The 19171-nt window shown below is 34.0% G+C and carries 13 protein-coding genes; 3 read left to right on the forward strand and 10 right to left on the reverse strand.

The window, feature by feature from the left end; genetic code table 11:
- Positions 1-2991 (reverse strand): SusC/RagA family TonB-linked outer membrane protein, encoded by a 2991-nt coding sequence (locus tag QLQ94_RS05340; protein ID WP_271335076.1) that lies wholly within the window; start codon positions 2989-2991, stop codon positions 1-3.
- Between the two features lie 423 nt (positions 2992-3414).
- Complete coding sequence (locus tag QLQ94_RS05345; protein WP_271335077.1) at positions 3415-3789, reverse strand: CBS domain-containing protein; 375 nt, start codon at positions 3787-3789, stop codon at positions 3415-3417.
- A gap of 240 nt (positions 3790-4029) precedes the next feature.
- Between QLQ94_RS05345 and rbfA the strand changes: the two genes are divergently transcribed.
- From rbfA to QLQ94_RS05360, 3 genes are all read left to right on the forward strand, one after another.
- Positions 4030-4422 carry a 30S ribosome-binding factor RbfA gene (rbfA, locus tag QLQ94_RS05350; protein WP_140503958.1) on the forward strand — a complete coding sequence of 131 codons (393 nt, stop codon included), beginning with the start codon at positions 4030-4032 and terminating at the stop codon, positions 4420-4422.
- A 1-nt stretch (position 4423) separates the two neighbouring features.
- Positions 4424-5623, forward strand: a complete 1200-nt coding sequence (locus QLQ94_RS05355; protein ID WP_271335078.1) for an ABC transporter permease — start codon at positions 4424-4426, stop codon at positions 5621-5623.
- A 171-nt stretch (positions 5624-5794) separates the two neighbouring features.
- Entirely contained in the window at positions 5795-7222 is a 1428-nt protein-coding gene (locus QLQ94_RS05360; protein WP_271335079.1) for an MATE family efflux transporter, read from the forward strand.
- 223 nt (positions 7223-7445) lie between these two features.
- On the opposite strand, the gene dusB is transcribed toward QLQ94_RS05360, so the two are convergent.
- From dusB to QLQ94_RS05400, 8 genes are all read right to left on the reverse strand, one after another.
- A complete protein-coding gene (gene dusB, locus QLQ94_RS05365) occupies positions 7446-8438 on the reverse strand; it encodes a tRNA dihydrouridine synthase DusB (protein WP_271335080.1) in 993 nt (330 codons plus the stop codon).
- 356 nt (positions 8439-8794) lie between these two features.
- A complete protein-coding gene (gene flxY / locus QLQ94_RS05370) occupies positions 8795-10084 on the reverse strand; it encodes a flexirubin biosynthesis putative acyl-CoA ligase FlxY (RefSeq protein ID WP_271335081.1) in 1290 nt (429 codons plus the stop codon).
- Positions 10081-11748 carry a C45 family autoproteolytic acyltransferase/hydrolase gene (locus tag QLQ94_RS05375; RefSeq protein WP_482499294.1) on the reverse strand — a complete coding sequence of 556 codons (1668 nt, stop codon included), beginning with the start codon at positions 11746-11748 and terminating at the stop codon, positions 10081-10083. Before QLQ94_RS05375 ends, flxY begins: the two co-directional genes overlap by 4 nt.
- Before the next feature lie 7 nt (positions 11749-11755).
- Entirely contained in the window at positions 11756-13273 is a 1518-nt protein-coding gene (locus QLQ94_RS05380; protein WP_482499295.1) for a phytoene desaturase family protein, read from the reverse strand.
- 1 nt (position 13274) lies between these two features.
- Complete coding sequence (locus tag QLQ94_RS05385; protein ID WP_482499296.1) at positions 13275-16955, reverse strand: 1-acyl-sn-glycerol-3-phosphate acyltransferase; 3681 nt, start codon at positions 16953-16955, stop codon at positions 13275-13277.
- 148 nt (positions 16956-17103) lie between these two features.
- Entirely contained in the window at positions 17104-18291 is a 1188-nt protein-coding gene (locus QLQ94_RS05390; RefSeq protein ID WP_271335085.1) for a DUF2062 domain-containing protein, read from the reverse strand.
- An 18-nt stretch (positions 18292-18309) separates the two neighbouring features.
- Positions 18310-18795 carry a hypothetical protein gene (locus QLQ94_RS05395; RefSeq protein ID WP_271335086.1) on the reverse strand — a complete coding sequence of 162 codons (486 nt, stop codon included), beginning with the start codon at positions 18793-18795 and terminating at the stop codon, positions 18310-18312.
- Between the two features lie 2 nt (positions 18796-18797).
- A complete protein-coding gene (locus QLQ94_RS05400; protein WP_271335087.1) occupies positions 18798-19169 on the reverse strand; it encodes an ApeI family dehydratase in 372 nt (123 codons plus the stop codon).
- Positions 19170-19171 lie beyond the last annotated feature (2 nt).

A 19171-nucleotide genomic window follows, 5' to 3' on the forward strand; every position in this document is an offset into this window, starting at 1 on the left:
TTAAAACTTAGCAGTAAAACCAACAAGCATCGTTTTTACATACGGTGAATTTACACTGCCGCTCTCCGGATTGTATCCTCTGTGATTGGCAATATTGATGTAGTTTTGTGCATTTACATATACATTCAATTGTTTTATCCAGTCACTATGCTTGATTATACTGGACAGATTGTAAGCTAATTTGATGTTTTTAATTACAAAATAATTCCAGTCACCATTGGTACGATTTGAAAGATATACTTCCTGTGCACCAGCTTTTGGAAAATTTCCGTTCGGATTGGTAGGACTCCACATTCTGTCATAAGCATATTGGGTTGGAATGTAGTTTCTGTTCTGAATTTGATTTTCACCAAAAATCATGTAATTATTATCCTCATCAGAAGCAAGACCAGTTGCCCCTTGTCCGTAGATATCCAAAGTCATATTTTTATAACTTAGATTAGTAGAAATTCCATAGAAGAAATCCGGAGAAGTTGATCCGATATTCATATAATCATCATTGTTAATGATTTTATCTCCATTTTTATCAACATACATTTCTTCACCCAGTTTTGCTGTTGGACGAATTTGCTGATAAGCCGTAAGTTGTTCCTGTGTTTTGATAATACCGGCAGATTCACGTGCCCAAACACTATTTACAGGTTGACCTACAATTAGATATTTAGCAATTCCGGCTGATGAACTTCCAATATTAATGCGTTGTACATCCCCATATAAACTTACAATCTCGTTTTTGTTTTTAGAGAAATTGGTACTTACATCCCATTTAAAATCAGAATCGATTATTTGAACTTTCGCCGTAACTTCAAATCCAATATTTTTGACCTCACCAATATTTTGCAGCATACTTGAATAACCTGAAGTCGTAGGAATAGGGACATTATATAATAAATCAGAAGTTTGTCTTTGATAAAAATCTAAATTCAGATCAAACCTTTTCCATAAAGTCAGGTCTATTCCAACATTGTATTGAATATTGCGTTCCCATTTTAAATCTGGATTTCCAATCGTTTCTACAAATCCGAAAATAGGATTGTTTTCATAAACATAATTTGCTTTTACAAGTTTAGACAGTGATTGATAATTACCAATTTCCTGATTTCCGGTAACACCATAACTAGCCCTTAGTTTTAATGCAGTTATTGTAGCATTATCTTTTAAAAACTTTTCTTTGTCAATTCTCCAGCCTAGTCCCACAGAAGGAAAAAATCCCCATTTATTATTATCCCCAAAGCGAGAGGATCCATCATAGCGGCCAGTTAATGTGATGAGATATTTTTCATCATATGCATAAGATGTTCTGGCAGTCCAGGAAATTAGTTTGCTTGAATATTTGTTAGAAGAATTTGTAATACTTCCCCTGTCAGCATAAGTAATATCATTTGCTCCAGTAGCATCATTTTGAAAACCGGATCCCCTGACACCTAAATCTTCATATACATATTCCTGCCATGAATATACCCCGGTTGCCGTAAAACTGTGTTTGTCATTCCAGGTATTAGAATAGCTTAAAATATTATCTGTTAACTGAGAAGTTTGTCTTCTGTAATATTGAGATCCTGTCCCTGTACTGCCGGATCCTATTCCTGCGGTTGATTTTGAGGTATAATATTCGTATTGTTTTTCATTAGAAACATCAACGCCAAAATTGGTATTAAAAGTTACATTTTTGATAGGTTTAAAATGAGCATATACATCCCCCAAAACACGATCAGAAGATGTTTCATTCGTCATTTCTGCTGCTTCTGAAACAGGATTCCAGGTACCTTCAAAGTAAGAACTGATAGAAGGATCTTCTGTAGCATAATGCCAGCTTCCGTCAGGATTTTTAACCGGTATTGTTGGCCATCCGTATCGAAAGATGTCTCCGGTAGGATTATTACGAATGTCCCTTTGCGAACGTCCCACCTGCAAATGAGTTCCTACCGTAAGCCACGGTTTATATTCATGGTTCAGATTCGTCCTAAGAGTCATTTTTTTAAACCCGGAAGCCTCTACAATTCCGTCTTGCGAAAAAATGTTTCCGGAAAGCAAGTAAGTCGTATTGTCTTTACCTCCACTAAAAGACAGAGAATAATTTTGCATTTGAGCCATATTCCTGATGACTTCGTCCTGCCAGTTCACATTGATATTTGGGGCAGGATTGGTAGAAGAGTAAACAGGTTTACCTGTTGAGTTGGTATATGCCGTGTTGATGAAATTGATAAAATTATCCCTGTCCAATGTTTTAGGTAATCGTGTTGGTGTCGAAATACCGCTGGTACCAACAATCTCTAAATTGTTTTGTCCTTTTTTTCCTTTTTTGGTTGTAATAAGAATAACACCATTTGCACCTCTGGAACCATATATCGCTGCAGACGAGGCATCTTTAAGGATCTCCATTGATTCTATATCATTAGAACTAATATCGTTTAGGTTGCTGTTGACCAACGGAAATCCGTCAACAACAATCAAAGGATCATTGCCCGCACTAACAGAACCATTACCACGAATTCTTATTTTAGGAGAAGCGCCGGGAGAAGAATCATTATTAAGAACTGCAACACCAGCAGCGCGACCCTGAACAGCTTCAAGAGGATTTGAACTGGTAACAGTGTTGAGAACATCTCCCTTAATTTGAGTTATAGAACCTGTCAGGTCACTCTTTTTCATTGTTCCGTAGCCAACGACAACAACTTCTTTAAGTTCCGAAACTTCGTCAGCAAGGATAATATTAATAACAGAAGACTGGTCGACGGTTTTCTCGATCGTCATTGACCCTGTAGAACTAAAAATCAAGATACTTCCTGTATTTGCGCTGATAGAATAATTTCCGTCAAAATCAGAGATCGAACTGACCTGAAATCCCTTAATTATAATGTTTGCACCCGGAATTGGAACTCCGTTTGAATCGGTTATTGATCCGGTCACCATTTTGTTCTGCGCAAGACCTGTCCAGTGCATCAAAATGGAAAAGATCAAAATAATCAAATGATTAATTTTGGTTTTCATAAATATAAATTTGGTTAGTTATAGTTAACTAAACTTATTTATATCCTGATCTCTTTGTATCCTGTTCTATCCTGCTAGTTTTGAAGTGTATAAGTGTTTTTGACTACTCTTATGCCAGTAATTTTCCTTTGAGTGGTTGATTTACTGGTTCTTATGTTTGTTGAAATTAAAATATGTTTTTTGCGAAAAAGATGATTTATTTTTATAAAAATAGGTTTTTATTGTCAATAATAAATTTGTCTAATATTCATTTAAAGCTGTTTATTTTATAATTATGACATATAAAGTATTAATATTTTGATTTTAATAGATCAATAAATTAAAAAATAGCCACAAAAAAAGGAGCTTAATTAGCTCCCTTTTTGTAATGAATTATAATTTAATCGTATTGTTCCAGAAAATACTTTAAAACATCAATTGTAGTTACAATACCTTTAAGTTCCCGTTATCAACTACAGGAAGAGCATGAAATTCTTCTTTTGCAAAAATTTCTGCCAAATCTCTTATAATAGTATCAGACGATACTGTTTTTGGCTTCGTAGTCATTACCTGAGCAATAGTCAGCATATCCAGGATTGCTTCATCAGCACCTTCTTGTCCTTCAAATAAAGCACCAAAAGTCAATCTGTTAATATCAGATCTGCTAATAATACCAATTACATCTTTGCCGCGAAGAATGGGAATGTGGCGAATAGTGTGTTTCTTTAATGTTTCTACTACTTTTCTCAGACCATCATTCTCGTTTACAGTCACAACACTTTTAGTCATTATATGACTTATTGGTTCTCTTTTTTTCATAATTGATACGTTTTAATGTTAAATCAAATATGTAGAATATTTCTCATAAAAAACATGATTTTTGTCATGTCTCCTATGTAATTGGTTTAAGTTTTAATAAGTTTCTTTTTTATGTTTTTATTTAAAAAAAGGATCAAAATTGTAACTTTATAAAAGATAAAACAGATAAGAGTATAAAAATCATCCTTATTGTTCATTTGAAATTGTATCCATTGAAATTTAAAATAGTATTTTTGCAACATGGAAACAAATAGACAGAAAAAAATAGGCGGTGTCATCCAAAAAGATTTGGTTGATATTCTGCAAGGTGAAGTGAGAAAAAACGGAATTAATAATTTGGTAATTTCGGTATCCAAAGTTAGTGTTACTTCAGATTTATCTGTGGCAACAGTTTATTTAAGCATTTTTCCACAAGAGAAAGCCAAGGAAACTTTAGAAGGTATAAAATCAAACAGTACTTTGATCAAACATGATTTATCGCAACGTGTACGTTTGCAATTACGTCGCGTACCAAACCTGGTATTCTTTATAGATGACTCATTAGATTATATTGAAAAAATTGATAACGCTTTATCAAATAGAGAAAACCCAATTGAAAATCGTGATCTTTTAGACAAAAGAAGAAAATTATAAATTGAATTTCCCCCTTTACATAGCCAAACGTTATATTTTTAGCAGAAGTAAAAACAATGCAATAAATATTATCAATCGCATTGCCAGCATGGGAATTATTGTTGGCACGATGGCTTTGTTTGTGGTTTTATCTGTTTTTAGCGGATTAAAGGTCTTTAGTCTTTCATTTACAAATGACATAGATCCTGACCTAAAAATTACCAGTACTTACGGAAAATCATTTTTAATCTCGCCGGAGCAGGAAAATCAGATTAAAAAAATTGATGGCGTTGTTTCGTACACTAAAATTATCGAAGAACGTGTTTTGTTTTTGTTTAAAGACAAACAACAAGTAACATACCTAAAAGGTGTTGACAAAAATTATCCGGTAGTAAACGATATTAAGAAAAAACTTTTTAACGGACAATGGCTAAAACCGGATACTTATCAGGTAGTTATTGGTTACGGAATTTCCAGAGAATTTTCTTTAGGAATACTTGATTTCGAAAATCCATTGCAAATATTTGCACCTAAACCAGGAAAAGGAGCAATCGAAAATCCTGAAGAGGCATTTAATAAAACGGATGTTTTACCGGTTGGAACCTATTCTGTAAGCGAAGATTTAGATTCAAAATATGTCTTTGCAGATTTGGGTTTAGCACAGGAATTATTGATGTACAAGCACAATCAAATCTCAGGAATTGAATTTAAGCTGAAAGATAATGCAGATGAAAATGCTGTTGGTGCTCAACTGAAAACAATTTTTCATAATAAGATCACATTAAAAAACAGAGCACAACTTAATGAGTCTTTGTATAAAATGCTGAACACCGAAAATATAGTGGTTTACCTGATTTTTACTTTGGTAATTATTGTAGCCCTTTTTAATTTAGTTGGAGCTTTGATTATGATGATTTTAGAAAAGAAGGGAAACCTGAAAACTCTTTTTAATCTTGGAACAGAAATCAATAGTCTTCGAAAAATATTCCTGCTTCAGGGAACGATATTAAGTGTTTTTGGAGGTATAACAGGTCTTGTTCTCGGGATTATTTTAGTTCTGTTGCAACAGCATTACGAACTTATTATGCTTACCCCAACTTTAGCTTACCCAGTGGTTTTTAATCTTGAAAACGTCCTTATTGTTATGGGAACCATTGTATCACTTGGTTTTATGGCTTCTTTAATTGCCAGCAGCCGCGTGAGTAAAAAGTTGCTGGATTAATATTTTCTCTTAAAAAATATTACTTATATTTATCCTCTCAAAAAACTACAGATTATGATTGTTTCTGCCTAATCCTATTTTATTTTTCGAATAATTAGGATACTTACGTTTATTTTTCTTCAGTTCAGATCATTGCATCTGGACTAATCTTATCATTTATCCTAATATATCATGACAGAAACTACAATAAAGAAAAGTTTATTTTCTAAAATTTTTACCACTTTAAAACAAGCCATCAAAGGAGATGAATCTTTTGATTATACTATAGGAAGCATCAAAAAAGCAGTTATTCTATTAGCCATTCCCATGGTTTTAGAAATGATGATGGAATCTGTTTTTGCTTTAGTCGATTTATACTTCGTAGGACATTTAGAACATAGCAGTTTTGCCATTCAAACTGTAGGCTTAACAGAGTCTGTGCTTACTATTATTTATTCAGTCGCCATTGGTATGAGTATGGCTGCAACTGCAGTTGTAGCACGACGCATTGGCGAAAAAGATCCTGTTGCTGCTGCAAAGGCAGGAATGCAGGCTATTATAGTTGCATTTTTGATTATTAGCGTAATCAGCATTTTGGGTGTTATTTATGCCAAAGAAATCCTGATTCTCATGGGTGCGTCTGAAGCTGCCGCAGAACATGGATATATGTTTACACAAATTATGATTGGGTCAAGCTTGTGTATCATGCTTTTATTTTTGATCAACGGAATATTTCGTGGAGCCGGAAATGCAGCCATTGCCATGAAAAGTCTATGGCTGGCGAATATTTGTAATATTATTTTATGTCCAATATTAATCAACGGATTTGGACCAATTCCTGCTTTTGGATTAACAGGTGCAGCGATCGCAACTACATTAGGAAGAAGCATTGGAGTATTGTATCAAGTGTATCATTTGTTTTTTGGAAATGGCGCTTTAAAAATTAAACTTTCCTATTTCATTCCCGATTTTGATCAGATAAAAGCATTAATAAAAATAGCAGCTCCGGGAGTTTTGCAGTTTGTAATTGCTTCTTGCAGTTGGATTTTTCTGGCGCAATTAGTAGCCACAACAGGTGGAGATCACGGTTCTGCAGGATATCAGACAGCACTTAGAATTATGATGTTTTTTATTCTTCCGGCTTGGGGATTAAGTAATGCCGCTGCAACATTAGTAGGGCAAAATCTGGGAGCCAAACAAATCGATCGTGCCGAAAAATCAGTTTACACAACAGCCAAATACAATGTCATTTTTATGGCAACGATCATGGTGATTACATTATGTTTTGGCCAGTATATTATTTCGTTTTTTACCAATGATGAATTGGTAAAAACAATCGCAGTCGAAGCGTTACAAATCATGAGTATCGGTTTTATCTTTTACGGAATAGGAATGGTTTTGATCAATACATTTAATGGGGCAGGAGATACCTGGACACCAACCGGAATTAATTTCTTTGGGTTTTGGCTGTTCCAAATTCCGCTAGCCTATGTATTGGCGAAGCATTTTAATATGGGACCAACAGGAGTTTTCATTGCAATTCCGGTTGCAGAAACTGCCATAACACTAGCGAGTATTTTCTTTTATAAAAGAGGAAAATGGAAACGAATTGAAGTCTAATAAAATGATACCGATACTGTAATAAAAAAAAAAAATTAATGGAGAACATCGCTTAGTATATAAAGTTTCAGGAACTAAGGGCATAGATCAAAAATGTGTAATCTTATAATGTAGATTTCATTATGATGATTAATAAAATAGAAAAAGACCTTCAAATTTGAAGGTCTTTCTTGTATAAGCATCTTTGTCAAAGTTTTAAAAATTTGACAAAGATTATGATATTTTAAACAAACTCATATCCTGCATAAACCTGTTCAATTTCTTTCATGATATTGAATAGATTTTCTGGTTCATCAGTCGTTACTAATTTTTGTTTGTATTCTTTAAAAGAGTGAATTCCTTTGAAATAATTGGTATAATGACGACGCATTTCAACAATTCCTAAACGTTCCCCTTTCCATTCCATCGACCACATAAGATGGTTTCTGGCGGCTTCTACACGATCAGCCACTGTTGGAGCAGGTAAGTGCTCACCCGTTTTAAAATAATGCTTTATTTCGTCAAAAATCCACGGATAACCAATTGCGGCACGACCAATCATGATGCCGTCGATTCCGTATTCATTTTTATATTTTAATGCTTTTTCAGGACTGTCGATATCGCCATTTCCAAAAATAGGCATTGTAATTCTCGGGTTGTTTTTTACACGTGCAATATGCGACCAATCGGCGTGGCCTTTATACATTTGTGCGCGGGTTCTGGCGTGAATCGTCAAAGCCTGAACACCAATGTCCTGAAGTCTTTCAGCAACTTCATCAATGTTGATCGAGTTATCATCCCAACCCAAACGAGTTTTTACTGTTACAGGCAAATCAGTACTTCTGATAACTGCTTTTGTCAAACGAATCATCAAATCTACATCTTTCAAAACTCCTGCTCCAGCACCTTTACAAACTACTTTTTTTACCGGACATCCAAAGTTAATATCCACTAAGTCAGGTTTTACGGTAGAAACAATTTTAGACGAAAGTGCCATTGCTTCTTCATCTCCACCAAAAATCTGAATGCCAACCGGACGTTCGTAATCAAAAATATCCAGCTTCATTCTGCTTTTGATAGCATCACGAATCAATCCTTCAGACGAAATAAATTCAGAGTACATCATGTCTGCGCCATGCGTTTTGCATAATCTGCGAAACGGCGGATCGCTCACATCTTCCATCGGAGCAAGTAATAAAGGAAATTCGGGTAATTCTATGTTGCCAATCTTGACCATCTTCAATATTTTGTGCAAAATTACAACATTTAGTTTAATTTGTACCAAATTGAGGTTCAAAGGTTCAGAGTAACAAAGGTTCAAAGGTTTTTAAATCCTATAAGTTAGATAGTTCATTTAATAAAAAGGGTTGGTTTTCTTAACTTTTGCAGTGTTTTGTCATTTCGACCGAAGGGAGACCCGAGCGATAGCGAACAGACGAAGTAAATCACACTAGAAACTCCGCAATCAAGGTCGCTAATCTTTGTCGAATCCCGAGTGTGATTTCTCTTCAGTCGAAATGACACGTAGAAGACTTTTACCATATAGAGAGAAACCTTTGTCCCTCTGAACCTTTGTAACTTTGTCCCTTTTTCCTAAACTCTGTAATCAAAAAAGCGGATTGGTTTTCGACTCATTGGGTTAAAAACCAAAGGATTCAAGGTTTCTTTTGAGGCGAATTCAATCTTTGGAGTTACTCTAAGTTTAGCTCTGAAATGATCTTTTATCTCTTGCAAAAATTCAGAAGATTGGTTTTTTGCTGCAATTTTAATCACAATTTCATCCGTCCCCAGATCGTTGGTAGAGATTTCGATAATATGATTTTCGATATTGTCAAAGCCACTCAAAACATCGTTCATCGCTGGCGGATAAAGTGTTGTGCCTTTGTATTTGATCATTTGTTTTTTACGTCCCACTACCGGACCAACACGCAAAGTATTTCTTCCGCAGGCGCAGGGACTGTTGTGTAACTGTACAATATCACCTGTTTTAAAACGCAATAGCGGCATGGCTTCAATACCTAAAGTGGTAAAAGTAAGTTCGCCAATTTCACCGTCTTTTACAGGAATATTATTTTCATCCAGCACTTCTACAATAATCAATTCCGGATGGTGATGTCCGCCAACTCCATGCTCGCATTCTGTAAAAGCAGTGCTCATTTCTGTAGAAGCATAAGTCGAAAATAACTTAATATTCCATTTTTCAGTAATTTTGTTCGACAAAATATTCATCGAAAAATCTTGATTTCTTAACGATTCTCCAATGCAAATTGCACCTTTTATGCTTGAATTATTATAATCGATTCCATGAGCTTCCGCATATTCAATTAGCTTCAATAAAAATGAAGGTACGGTAATTAAATACGAAGGTTTATATTTTAAAATAGAATCCCATTGCAATTCCGGAATTCCGGCTCCAACGCGAATTACACCTACTTTTAGTTTTCGCAATCCAAGAAAATAAGCCAAACCGGCCATAAATTTTCTATCAATTGTTGTCATCAACTGCACTACATCGCCTTCTGCAATTCCGGCACAAGCAAACGAAATAGCTTCATTATAAGCCAATCGGTCAAGGTCAGAATCAGTTAAGCCAAACGTTACAGGATCACCTAAAGTTCCGGAAGTAGAAGCGTAGTCGATGATTTTATTTTGTGGAACACATAAAAAATCATCATTATATTCCTGTAAATCCTCTTTTGTGGTTACCGGTAAATGCTGTAAATCTTCGAGTGTTTTAACCTTCGAAATGTCAATGTTTTGTCCCGCAAAAAGACGTTTGTAAAAAGGTGAATTTTGACTGATATACTGTAAAAGTTCCGCTAATTTCTGCTCTTGAAAATTTTTAATTTGTTCTAAAGAATCTTTTTCTATTAATGGAATCATTGTAATTTTCTTTTGATTTTTTTTAAATACTTTTCAATGCCTGCTTTATCAGGTACAGTAGTGATTTCTTTGGTTAAAGCTTTTTCAAAATTAGTCTGAGAAAGCTGGTATTGTTTTTTTTGATAAAAGTACAACCCTGCTTTGTAATACACAACCCAATAATCAGGGTTTAAGGATTGATATTGTTGAATAAATTCAGGACTAATAACTTCTTTGTTTTTTAGATACAGATCTATTTTATCGTCTTCAATTCTAAATTGCTGATAGTTTTTATATTGTATGGTTTTCAGAAAAGGGTCTTTGGCAATATTTAAATTTTTCTGTTGGAAAGAAACAATTGATTTCGCTTTTCTTTCTTTAAAAATAGAATCTAAATTATAGCAGACAAATTCGCCTAACTGATAAGGATTTGCAGATACCCAAACTAGTTTTTCTTTTGGTTTAAAAATAACTCCGTGATGCGCCATCAATTGGTTCAGTGCTTTTTCGTTACCGTAACCCAGCGCCGTATTTTTTAGCCCGTCTTTATTTCTTAGAATTTGTGAGGCAATTTCAGGATTGATTTTAGGATTTTCTGCAAAAAGCTCCTGCATTCTTTCAAAGCGATATTGAGAATGACTATTCGCAATTTGAGATTGATTTTGCTTTTCGTTTTTTAAATCTTCTCCCTGAAAATGATTCGAACAAAATAACTGATCACTGTTTGGCACTTCATAAATATCCATTTTATTAGGTGAAACTTCAATCAAAATAGCTTTGTTATCAAATGCACTTCCTACCATAATAGATTCTGAAACAAAGACTTTCCTCTTTTTAGCAATCGCAATGGATTCATTAATATTTTTGGCGTGTTGTAAAATTTCACGGGTCAAAATCGAAATGGGTGTTTTAGCAATTAATGGGATTTTAGATTTAGAAGCATTAATCGTAACCGTCAAACCTTCTTTGTTCATACCGGAAACAGCACCAATCATTCCGGGCCAGGTAACCATCATAAATTGGTGACCTTCTTTCGGATTAATAAAGGCAACGATTTTGTTTTCCGCGAAAGCGTCATTCACATAAAAGTCAAAATTACGTCCCAGGATTAAATTTCCGTTTTCAGATTTTTGTCCCCAGGCAGCAAAAGAAGAACAGCCCACCAAAGCCAAATCTTGAAGGGCATGACCAATATCGTGTGCGGCATGCAAGTATAAACTGCGTTGATATTGCGGTGCAATGTTATCAAAATCATGTGAAGTGTATTGCGAAACTCCAAAAATCTCCGTTTGATACTCTTCAGGTACATTCAGGTATAATTTTCGATTGTACCATTTTAGAAAATTACGAAGTAGGTTCTGTTGAAATTCCGAAGGAACGATATCCTTTATTTTAGAAAAAAAGATATGTTCCTGATTTTTTAAAAGAGAATCTGATAAAGCGCCAGTATTAAGACCAATTTCAAGAGGATCACCTTCAACGTATAATTCCCAAAGACCTTGTTTGTTTTTTAAAAGTGAATTTTTTCCTGAAACAAATACGCTGTCAGATTGTTTTGTTACAATTGGTTTCGCTGTATTATATTGAGAAATTTCAGGTTTATGACGCATCGATTTTGATGTTCCGCAAGCTGCTAACATCAATAAAAAACTAAAGAAAAATAATAATTTAATTAGGTTTTTCATACCTTATTCATTCAGATGCCTGATTAATTTTTGTAACTAAATATTCTTTTCCAACAATTTCTGAGCAGGTTACAACAGCTCCAATTGTTACACCTAAAACCCCGTGCATATTAATACTTTGTCCGGTAAGATATAAATTATCCAGTTTGGTCTTAGAGGGAATTAAAGTTTTCATTGGATTGTTTGAGTCCTTTACATAACCGTACATATTTCCGTTATCTCCACCAATATAATCCCGATAGGAGAGTGGTGTCGAGGTATGAACAGATTGAATACATTCCTTTATATTTGGGAATTTTATCTCGATCTCATCTAAAAATTTAGCTGCTTTTCGGGATTTAAACTCTTCATAGCTTTCTCCACGATCATTTTTTTCTACTGTTGTATTAAAAGTTTCCATCCATGGTGCAACATCATCATATTTCATGTAGGTGATAAAAGTCATTCCTTCTGCCCATTCTTCCTGCTTTTTTGAGGCATTCATTGAGGCCATAAAAGCTTTTGGCCACGAATTTTCATCGTAATCATGAGAAGTCCAGACTTCAGAACTTTTCTTGAAATGATAGTGATTGTGATTGATGTATTTGAAAGTTTCCGGTTTAAAAACAATGTATAAACTAAACGCAGAAATAACACCTTCGAGACTTTGAACCCTGCTGTAAAATGATTTGCGGAAGTTTTCTTCACCAGCCATTTTTAGCGTAGTTTTTGGTTCTATATTAGAGATAAAATAAGTGCCGGAAAGTTGAGTTCCGTCTTTCATCGCTACCGAAGTTACTTTTTTATCTTCTACATTAAAACGGGTCACTTCTTTGTATTTGTAAAACTCGCCACCGTGTTTTTTTAGCTGTTTCAGTAATTGCTTGGTAATCTGACTTCCGCCATTGACACATCGCCAGGAGCTTTGAATATAAGAGTTTACCGAAAGCGCATGAACATAAAAAGGAGATTTATCAGCAATGCCGGCATACAAAAAATTAGAACCGGCCAGAACAGCTTTTAGTTTTTCATTTTGCGTACACTCGTCAATCGTTTCTTTGGCATTAAGACTTAAAATTTCGTTATCATATTTGCCATCCCATTCTAAATTATAAAGAGGGAAAGACTCACAAATCGTCTTTATTTTTTTGCAGTATTCCTCAATGTTAGCCTTTTCATCTGGGAAAAAATTCACTAATTGATTGGCAAAATTATCATAACCCTGTGCATGTGGATATTCGTTTTCATCATCTTCAAAGGAAATAACATCAAAACCATTTTCATCTAATTTTTTCAAATTAAGATGATCCATAATACCCAAATATTTAAAATACTGATATAAATTTTGTCCTTCTCCTAAACCTCCGATGTAATGGATTCCAGTGTCAAAAATGGTTTTGTCCCGAACAAAAGTCTGCAAATTTCCACCGTACTGATTGTTTTTTTCAAGTACACAAACACTATATCCTTCTTTAGCCAAGATAATTGCCGAGACCAATCCGCCTAAACCACTGCCTGTAATTACTACATCGTATTGTTCCTTCATCTTAATTTTTCTTTAATACGATTATAGAATTATCCTCTGAAATAAATTCAAAACCAAGCTTAATTATTGATTCTTTAAGGCTTGAACTATTAATTAAGATAAAGCAGGAAGTTATAGAAACGACTTTTTCAAGATCATCTTTATAATTTTCATCAGAAATTAAAACAGCATCATATTGATTTTCTAAAGTAAGTTCAATAGTATCCGGATAGGAGATCTTTCTCTTTTTAAGGAAATAATTCGTTTTGGCAACTTCACGTTTCTCTTCATCAGAATTATAAGAAACTATTTTTCGTTGAGGTTCTTGTAACGTTAATAAAACATCTAATTGCCCGTAATCATTTGATAAATGCACTATTTTAGCTTTCGTCGAAATATGCTTATTCAGATGGTAATACGTCTCCATATTATTTTTTAAATCATTTTTGACGCTTTTGATAATTTCATTTTCTTTGTAATCATAACTATGAATAAGCATTTTTTTGAAATAATCAGGACCTTCTAATTGCTGACGTACTTTCTGAAATTCAGTTTTGAAATAGGTACTTAATTTTTTGGTTCTTTCGACATAATTTTTTCCAAAAGAAAGATTATCGGGAGCAATTCTTTCTAAAACAGAAAGCGTAAGATAGCTGTGATGAATGACAAAATCGCCTTTCGGAATCGCTTCTGAAGCGCCGTGAATTAAAACCGGAACAATGTCTAAATTAAATTCCTCAGCCAGATAGAAAGCACCTTTATGAAAACGCTTGATCTGATTGCTCTCTGATCTTGTTCCTTCCGGAAAAATCATAAGTGAGTATCCTTCTTTTACTTTTTGACGCAAATGTTCGACTCCGCCTTCGATACCTTCAGAAACCGGATAAAAGCCTGCTTTTCTAACCGTCCCGCCAAAAATAGGAGAGTTGTAAACCCAATCATTTACCAGGAATATAATTTTAGGACTCAACATTCCCATCGCCAGAATATCGATAAACGAGGAATGGTTGGCAATAATGATAGCGGGTTTTTCGAAATGTTCATTAAAGTTATTGATGATTTTTTTATGAATAAACGGATTCGAATACAATACGGATTTCATAAATTTTGAAATGCAATAACGAAATGCTTTCATTTTTGTTTTTTCCTTTACAGGAAGAATCGGCATAATCGTAATACTAAAAAGTGACATCAAAATTCCGCCAAGTCCGTAATAAGTAAACGAGATAATACCATGAATAAATGTTCGCAATACAAAAGGTGCATTTCCTTTTTTAGCACGATTCGAAATAAATAGTTTAAATAAGATAGGGTAGAAGATGAATGTAATAATCAACGCTGCAAAAACCCCAATCAAAGAAACAGACGATATCGATCTCAAAGCCGGGTGACGTGCAAAAATCATCGCGCCAATTCCTAAAATGGTCGTTATTACAGCAAGAATTATTGAAGTCCTGTAAATCGCAATTTCATTTTTTCCCGTAGTATATTCTTTTTGAAGTGCGCTTGTCATGAAAATACTAAAATCGATACCATGACCAAAAATAAGTGTACAAACAATCATGCTGAAAATGTTCATCTGAATACCAAAGATTCCCATAATTCCAGCTGTGACAATTCCCGTTAAAGCAATTGGGATACAACTTACAATTACCAGTTCGAGTCTTCTGAAAAAGAAAAAAAGAATCAGAATCACGGCAACAAATGAATAATTAACAAGAGAGTTAAAATCGGTTTTCAGCGTACTAAAAAATGTTTCATTCATTTGCTGACGGTCAATCGCAATCACATTATTTTTAGCTGAAGCTGATTTTACAAAAGCATCTCTTTGTTCCGGCGTTACCCTTACTAAAGTTGAGATCGTGAAGAAACCATTTTTTTCGGTTACAAATTCTTTCAGTTGTAAGGCTTGAACTTTTAGGTATTCTTGTGCCGAAATGGGTTTGAAATCATAATCTAAATGATCATAAAAAATTGAATACGTTGTAGGTTTAAATCCTAGTTTTGAACCTTCGGCAATTAATTCAGATTTTAAAATTTGTTTTTTATGAGCATCCCAAAACGAATTCCATTTATCAATTTTTTGTTGTTGCTGTTTTTGCGAAAGCATAATGCCGCCAACTGAACTAAAATTTAATATTTTGTTTGTTTGTTTTTCTTTTGATAAATCGGCAAAAAGCTGAGAGTTGTTTTGCAAAACTTCTTCCATACTTTTTCCATAGGAAGCAACATAAATGGTTTTTTCAGTTAAGCTGGTGCTTTCTTCCAGATCTTTTTCAGCTGCTTTGATTTCTTTTGGAACAAAATTCAATTGTGATAAATCGTTATTGAAGCCAACATTGTTATAAGTGAAGCAGCAAATAATGGTGATTATAACACAAAAGCCAATCAGATATTTATTGTTGTGAAACGAGAAATGAGCCAATTTATCGATCGCATTTTTCTTGTGATCAAAATTGTTTTCTTTTGGTTTATACAAGTGAGGCACAATCAAAAGCGAGAAAATACCCGTTACCATAACAATTACCGCAGCAAAAATCCCTAGATCATTTAAGGCGTCTGATTTTACAAATAGCAAACATAAAAAGGCAACAGCTGTTGTTGAGCTGCTCATAATAACCGGCATCGTAATGTCTTTGTACAAGGTTTTTACGTCACTATTGTGTTTGTAATGCGTGAGTATATGTATCGAATAATCGATTGTGATTCCTAATAAAATAGAACCAATGCCTAATGAAATGGCTGAGATTTGTTCTTTGACAAGATATAAAAATGCTACAGCGAACAAAGCACCAAAAACAGTTGGAAGAAAAATAATCAAAGGAATCCATACTTTTCGATAGAATAAAATCAAAATCAACATTAGCGTAATCATCGCAATTGTTGTCGTTAAGATAATATCGCTTTTGATTTGGTTGGCATTTGCAACGGCAATCAAAGCCGAACCAAAATAACTAATAGACGTTTTGCTTTTGAATTTTTGATTTAAATTATCCTGAATCGATTTTAGTTTATTAGCAAAAATGGTATTCTTTTCTGTTTCGCTCGAAGGAAGATTTGAGGTAATAAAAAGCAACAATTTCTTTTTGTCTTTCGTCATTACAAAACCATTGTTGAGCGTAAAATCGTCACCAATATTTAGTTGTTGTAATTTTTTCAGAGCGATAAACGAAATCCCAAGCGGATCCTGCAATATAAAATCTTTGGTTACAAATCCTGAAGGAGAAATAATTGATTTGTAATTTCCCTGAACCGTTGCGGCAATACTATCTTTTTCGAGTTTATTCTGAATAGCAGTGTAATCTTTGTTCTCTAAAAAAAGAGGCAGATTATTGTAAACAAAATCGATAGTTTCCTGAATGTTTTCTTCGTCAATTTTTCCCTGAATTCCTGTTACGTAAGGTTTGCAGGATTTGGCCACGCTATCTGAGAAAATAGTTGCCATTTCTTTTAGATCTTCTTCGGTTCCGTTTTTTTCGAGTTTGAAAATAACGGTTGTTTTATCAGCAAAGTTAAGTTGTTTCAAAACTTTTGCTGTAACATCAGATTTATCGTTTGTTGGAATAAGTTTGGTAATGTCTTCTTCAAATTTAATTCGGGAAGCAAAAAAGCCGAAAGCGACTAACATCAAAATGGCCAATACAACCGATAAAGTTTTTCGTCGGTTTACAAATAAGTGAATGGCGTAGAAGTATTGATGCATAATTATTTATTATTGTTTTTTGCTGTAGTTTTTTTTCGCCGCGAATTTCACGAATTTACACTAATTAATTCGTGAAAATTTGTGCAATTCGTGGCAACTTGACATAGATTGTAAAATTATTTTAATCGGTTTAATCTGTGGCAAAACGTTACGTAATATTCGTTTTATTCTTAGCACTAAAAGCGGTTAAAAGTAAATAACTTATAAGACCAAATGTCAGCGCCAAAACGGATGCTAAAATAAGACTTCCGACGATATATTGGGTAGCATTTTTTTGAATATCATTCAATGTGACCGAACTATCTAAAACCAGTGGTGCGTCATTGGAAACAAAAAAGCTTCCCATTTTTAAAGAACCGTAGATAACGAAAGGGATAAAAGGCGGAAAACTCACATTCGAGGCCAGATAAGCAATGACTTTATTGAGCCTGAATAAAGCAGCAAAAGTAAAAAGCAAAACGGTTTGAAATCCCCAAAAAGGAGAGATTCCAATAAAAACGCCCAAAGCAATCGCCGCAGATTTTTTAAAATTAGAATCAGAACTTTCTAAAATGTCTTCAAGAAAGAATTTTTTAAACCCTTTTTTTTTTGCTCTTCTAAAAAAATCTCGGGGTTTGATGTACAATAATGCATTGATCACCAAAACAGTGTTTAGAATACTGATTCGGGTAAAATCCTTAAACGGACGAAAATGTGAAACACGTTCTGCAGGATCATACAAAATCTGAATCGGAATGTTTTTGACTACAATACCTTTCCAGGCAGAACGAACAATTACCTCAATTTCGAACTCAAATTTATTGGTATAAAATTGTTTTGGAATCAATCGCAAAGGATACAATCGAAATCCGGATTGGGTATCATCCAGTTTAATTCCGGTTTCGAACTTAAACCAGAAATTTGAAAATGTATTCCCAAAACTACTTTTCCGGGGTACATTTTCCTGTGTCATATTCCTGCTTCCAATTAAAAGGGAATTTGGCTCATCTTGAATAGTGGAAATAAAATGGGGAATATCAGAAGCGAAATGCTGTCCATCAGAATCAATTGTGATGGCGTACTCGAAATTCATTTCGATTGCTTTTCTAAAACCATTTCGGAGCGCCCTTCCTTTTCCTATATTTTTAGGATGATGAATTTGGGTAAGCTCCGAATATTGCTTTAAAATTTCGTTTGTTGTATCTGTTGAACCATCATTGACGATGATTATATTAGAAGTAAAATCTAAAATAGAATCCAGCACTTTTTTCAACGTTTTGTGATTATTGTAAGTTGGCACAATAACACAAAAATTGGTTGAATTAAGTAATTCTTGCTGAGACAGGTTTGGTTGCATTGGGATTTTTTTCTTTGCCTACTTCACAAATTGCTTCTCTTTTTCAGAGAAACTTTTCGATTGCAAAACAAAGTCTTTTATGTATTCTTTCAAAACACCGGTTTGTGCAGCGTAATGATCGGTGATGAATTTTTTATCTTCTTTTATGTTCTTTTTATAGCCGGTAATTCCGGGAACATCTTCCTGAATACTCAATCGAATCATTCTGATTTCGATATTGTTCGGATCGCTTTTTAAAGTAGCTTCAAGCAATTTTGCGCCTTCTTTGAAACGAGAGATTTTACTTCCTATAAGATTTTCAAATTTCGAATCTACCAAAATAGAAGCCGCTTTATAAGCCACTAAAATTTTCTCATCGTTATTTGAAATTGCGGAAAGTTTTTCTGTAAATTCTTTAGCGTTTGCTTCTGATTTTGCAACATCAGGATAAATTTTTCTGATAGTGGCCAAATCTGGAGTTCCGGCAAAATTGACCCAAAGAAGTAATGATAATAGTAATTTCATAGTTATAGTTTTTTATACATGTTGCTTAATTTCAGAGCAACAGTGTCGTTAAAATATGTGGTGTTTTTCACCTTTACCAAATCATCTTCTGTGGTTGTAACGTCAAGCTCCAGACGTAATTCGGGATTTGTTTCCGGATTAATCAATGCCATGAATTTTACGTTTGTAAGAGTTTGAATCATCAAAGTACTTTTTGTAATAGATTCTGTAAGTTCTTTGATAATTTGAATCATGCAAACGCCCGGCATAATTGGGTTTCCTGGAAAATGACCTTTAAAAACCTCATGATTGGCATTAACTAATATACGAATATTATATTTAGCATCTCCTGTTTTTTCTTCAGAAATTACTTTGTAAAAGTCTTTTAATACCATAA

This window comes from Flavobacterium sp. B114r (assembly GCF_056824125.1).

Bases quoted from the DNA above. Each gene is read 5' to 3' on its own strand.
- QLQ94_RS05375 (WP_482499294.1), bottom strand. From the start codon at position 11,748: ATGAAAAACCTAATTAAATTATTATTTTTCTTTAGTTTTTTATTGATG.
- QLQ94_RS05385 (WP_482499296.1), bottom strand. From the start codon at position 16,955: ATGCATCAATACTTCTACGCCATTCACTTATTTGTAAACCGACGAAAA.
- QLQ94_RS05345 (WP_271335077.1), bottom strand. From the start codon at position 3,789: ATGAAAAAAAGAGAACCAATAAGTCATATAATGACTAAAAGTGTTGTG.
- QLQ94_RS05360 (WP_271335079.1), top strand. From the start codon at position 5,795: ATGACAGAAACTACAATAAAGAAAAGTTTATTTTCTAAAATTTTTACC.
- QLQ94_RS05380 (WP_482499295.1), bottom strand. From the start codon at position 13,273: ATGAAGGAACAATACGATGTAGTAATTACAGGCAGTGGTTTAGGCGGA.
- QLQ94_RS05400 (WP_271335087.1), bottom strand. From the start codon at position 19,169: ATGGTATTAAAAGACTTTTACAAAGTAATTTCTGAAGAAAAAACAGGA.
- dusB (WP_271335080.1), bottom strand. From the start codon at position 8,438: ATGGTCAAGATTGGCAACATAGAATTACCCGAATTTCCTTTATTACTT.
- QLQ94_RS05395 (WP_271335086.1), bottom strand. From the start codon at position 18,795: ATGAAATTACTATTATCATTACTTCTTTGGGTCAATTTTGCCGGAACT.
- rbfA (WP_140503958.1), top strand. From the start codon at position 4,030: ATGGAAACAAATAGACAGAAAAAAATAGGCGGTGTCATCCAAAAAGAT.
- flxY (WP_271335081.1), bottom strand. From the start codon at position 10,084: ATGATTCCATTAATAGAAAAAGATTCTTTAGAACAAATTAAAAATTTT.
- QLQ94_RS05340 (WP_271335076.1), bottom strand. From the start codon at position 2,991: ATGAAAACCAAAATTAATCATTTGATTATTTTGATCTTTTCCATTTTG.
- QLQ94_RS05390 (WP_271335085.1), bottom strand. From the start codon at position 18,291: ATGCAACCAAACCTGTCTCAGCAAGAATTACTTAATTCAACCAATTTT.